Source organism: Nostoc sp. 2RC, assembly GCF_014222165.1.
Taxonomy (GTDB): Bacteria; Cyanobacteriota; Cyanobacteriia; order Cyanobacteriales; family Nostocaceae; genus Nostoc; species Nostoc linckia.
The window spans coordinates 1-3,401 of the sequence record NZ_JACKZU010000560.1; the positions used below are offsets into that span (position 1 = coordinate 1).

Below are 3,401 nucleotides of genomic sequence, written 5' to 3' on the forward strand. Positions count from 1 at the left end.
CTGCTCCCTCATCCCCCTGGCTCCGAATTCTGTAAAAAGTAAGTGATGTGTTGCCGTAAGCTTTCTCGCGGCAAATTTCCCAAGCGGGAATCTCTGGGGATGTCCAATCTTGTGAAGCGTGTTCCACTGCGATTTCACCGCTAGGATCTAAAAGTTGATGCTGGGCGATCGCTACTAAAACTGGCTCATACAACCCGCTGGCATAAGGTGGATCGAAGTAAATCCGATGGAATTGCTTGCCTGATAACGTTTTTAACTGCCCAATAACATCTCCGCGCACTACCCGAAATTCTTGTTCGGCATTAGTTAAGAGCTGCCAATTTTGTTGAATAATGGCACAGGCTCGGCTTGATTTTTCTATTCCCACTACTAAGGCGGCTCCTCTACACAAAGCCTCTGCACCCATTGAACCATTACCAGCACACAAATCTAGCCAGTGGCAACCTGCAATTTTTCCCTGCCAAATATTAAAGACTGCTTCCCTAACTCTAGCACTAGTAGGTCTAGTCTCTTTTCCTGGTAAAGTTTTTAGCTGGCGATTTCCGTAAATTCTCAGACTCATGAGGATGGGGCATTGGGCATCGGGCATTGGGCATTATATTGATGGTCAATGGCCATTTTCATTTATTCACAAATGACTAATGACTAATGACTAATGACTGAGGACAAAAATAATTATGCAGGAATTTTTTCCCGTACTTGAGCAACAAAATTAGACAGGATTTGCAATCCGATATTAGAAGATTTTTCTGGGTGAAATTGGACAGCCATCAGGTTTTCGCGGGCAATGGCAGCTGTTACAGTTTGAGTACCGTGGGTGACGGTTGCTGCACGAATTTCCTCTTCTATTGGATCGACATAGTAGGAATGAACAAAATACACCCAAGGATTTGAGGGTAAATGCTCCCACAAAAGACTTTTTGGTTGAGTCACTTGTAGTTGATTCCAACCCATGTGAGGAATAGTAATATCTGTTTCGGGACGAAACCGCCGTACTTTTCCTTTGATAATTCCCAGTCCTGGTTGGATACCTTCTGCACTTGATTCAAAAAGAATTTGCAATCCCAAACAGATACCTAAAAAAGGTTTGCCAGATGCGATCGCATCTTTGATCGGTTGTTCTAAACCACGCGATCTTAAATGTTGTACTGCGGGATCGAATGCTCCCACTCCCGGCAAAACTATTGCATCTGCATGTTCTAATTCCTTTGGAGAATAAGTAACATTAGGAGTTGCCCCGGCTTTTTCCAAACCTTTGCAGACTGAGTGCAAATTTCCCATCTCATAGTCTACGACCGCAATCACTGGCATTTACCTGCTCCTTGTAAAATTATTATGGAGGGTTTTTCTATTCTAAATAATATTCCTATTGTAAATAATATTTGTTATGCAGAAAAGAATTCTATTAACTTCTTTTGACACTTGGCTGACGGATCAACAATCAAATTCATCTGATGATTTATTAATAGAAGTTACGAAGCTTCAGCTGATTCCCCTTGACTTAACTTTTTTGCGGTTGTTACCCGTAGATGTGCAACAGGCCAGTTCTCTGGTAATTGAAAAAATCAATGCAATCCAACCTGATTACATCATCTGTTGTGGCATGGCTGCCAGTCGGACAAAATTAAGTGTAGAATTGGCGGCTAATTCTGGTGAAAGTGTTTTGCACACAAATGTTGATTTAGAAAAATTAGTGGCCGAAGCAGTGGCAATTGACATTAGCCACGACTGCGGTAAATTTGTTTGCGAAGGTCTTTACTATTCGGTTTTAGACTACTTAAACCAAAACCAACTACCAGCGCGTTGTATCTTTGTTCACGTTCCCCTTCTCAATGGAGAAAATTTGAGTGGCATTTTGGCTGATTTCTTATTAATTATTAACAATCTGGCACTTTCATCAACTTGTTAGTGTCTGTATGTTCAAAGTGTTACCTAAGTATATGTTGCCATTTTTACTCAGTTTTTCCATAGCTCAATCCACACCTGTGACACCACCGCCTCAAGAAGTCGTACAATCACAACAAGTACGACCTTTACCAGGTAAGTTGGATACAGTGCCAACTTTTAATAGCAATAGTCCGGAATTAGTTTTAAAAGAAGGAATTTTACTTTCAACTTTTCCACCAAAAGACAAAAAAGTTCCTACAGCACATCTGAATTTTCCCTTTCGCGGAAGATTTGATATTTTTGCTCACCATGTAGCTAGAGCTGAACCGCCAGAAAATTTACGTTCTCTTTATCTAGGGATAATTTTGCACAACCCTACTTCGCAGCCGGTGAAGGTAAATATTTTGCAGGCGGCGAGTTATTTAAGCCAACCCGATGCACCATTTATTGAGTTACCATCCTTTACCCAAAATCCTTTAGGAAAAATTTTTGCCGGCCCTGGCGATCGCGTCATGACTGATATATTAAGAGGACAACGACAAAATATTTTCCCTGCCCAAATTGAAATTCCACCAGGGCAAAGTCGGATGTTACTAAATTTACCAATTCCGGTGCAGGGATTGACGCCACCCCTCAATGGTCGCTCTACATTGATGCGCTTGCAAAGTAGTAACACCGTTTATGCAGCTAGCCTAGCCATGTTCGCCCCGACAAATGCAGATGGTAGCGAACGTCCGCCGACTTTGGCAGAGTGGGAAAATTTACTAAATAATGGTGATTTAGCTAGTCCACGGGATAAAACCCCCACTCCTTTAGAAGAAACTGACAAGCCAATAATTTACGGGCGTGTGGCTGGAGTAGTTGCTGGTTCCCAATGGCGAGCTTTATTAGTAGATAATCCTAAAGCTAGGTATTTAACTATTCCCCAACCCGGTCAAATGTTTTCCTATGCCTTGAGTACTCTGGATCGTGGTACTTTAGGAACTAATCAAATTCAAAGTGGTAAGATGCTGGTGCGCTACCCTGACACTGCATATCGCGCACATGGCAACTATGGAATTCAATATAGTTTAAAGTTGCCGTTGTATAACAACACCCAAAATCCTCAAACTGTGAGTGTATCGATACAAACTCCGCTAAAAGAGGATCGATTAGTTCAACCAGGGTTACGCTTTTTGAGTACGCCAGCGCGTCAAGTCTTCTTTCGCGGCACAGTGCGGGTACGTTACAAAAACGAGCAAAATCAGCCGAAAACAGAGTTTGTACATTTAGTACAAAAGCGGGGTCAAATAGGAGAACCCTTAGTTTCATTAAACATGAAAGCAGGCGATCGCTCTTTAGTAGAAGTAGACTTCCTCTATCCACCCGATGCTACACCACCGCAAGTATTAACAGTGTCAACTCAAGGTGGAAATCGCTAATGCACCCAGGACTTGGGTGAACGAAATTTTGTGTGGGATTTCTAGCTAAGTATCCAAAAAATTACCCCCCACACTCCCCACACTCCCCACACC

4 protein-coding genes are annotated in these 3,401 nt (G+C 42.3%); 2 read left to right on the plus strand and 2 right to left on the minus strand.

Annotation, left to right across the window (positions count from 1 at the left end; translation table 11 throughout):
* Positions 1-562 (minus strand): 16S rRNA (guanine(966)-N(2))-methyltransferase RsmD (gene rsmD, locus GNE10_RS33080; RefSeq protein ID WP_185570289.1); only part of this gene is annotated, 562 nt, incomplete at its 3' end.
* Positions 563-675: 113 nt separating this feature from the next.
* Positions 676-1,311 (minus strand): imidazole glycerol phosphate synthase subunit HisH, encoded by a 636-nt coding sequence (gene hisH / locus GNE10_RS33085; protein ID WP_099068650.1) that lies wholly within the window; start codon positions 1,309-1,311, stop codon positions 676-678.
* Between the two features lie 76 nt (positions 1,312-1,387).
* On the opposite strand from hisH, the gene GNE10_RS33090 reads away from it, so the two are divergent.
* Both GNE10_RS33090 and GNE10_RS33095 read left to right on the plus strand, forming a co-directional pair.
* Positions 1,388-1,909, plus strand: coding sequence for a peptidase C15 (locus GNE10_RS33090; protein WP_185570288.1), 522 nt, complete (start codon positions 1,388-1,390; stop codon positions 1,907-1,909).
* Between the two features lie 31 nt (positions 1,910-1,940).
* Positions 1,941-3,308: a DUF3370 domain-containing protein gene (locus tag GNE10_RS33095; protein ID WP_185570290.1), complete on the plus strand. Its 1,368-nt coding sequence runs from the start codon at positions 1,941-1,943 to the stop codon at positions 3,306-3,308.
* The last annotated feature ends 93 nt before the right edge of the window (positions 3,309-3,401 follow it).

Excerpts from the sequence above, each read along its gene's own strand:
- GNE10_RS33090 (WP_185570288.1), top strand. The coding sequence starts at position 1,388 with ATGCAGAAAAGAATTCTATTAACTTCTTTTGACACTTGGCTGACGGAT.
- GNE10_RS33095 (WP_185570290.1), top strand. The coding sequence starts at position 1,941 with ATGTTGCCATTTTTACTCAGTTTTTCCATAGCTCAATCCACACCTGTG.
- hisH (WP_099068650.1), bottom strand. The coding sequence starts at position 1,311 with ATGCCAGTGATTGCGGTCGTAGACTATGAGATGGGAAATTTGCACTCA.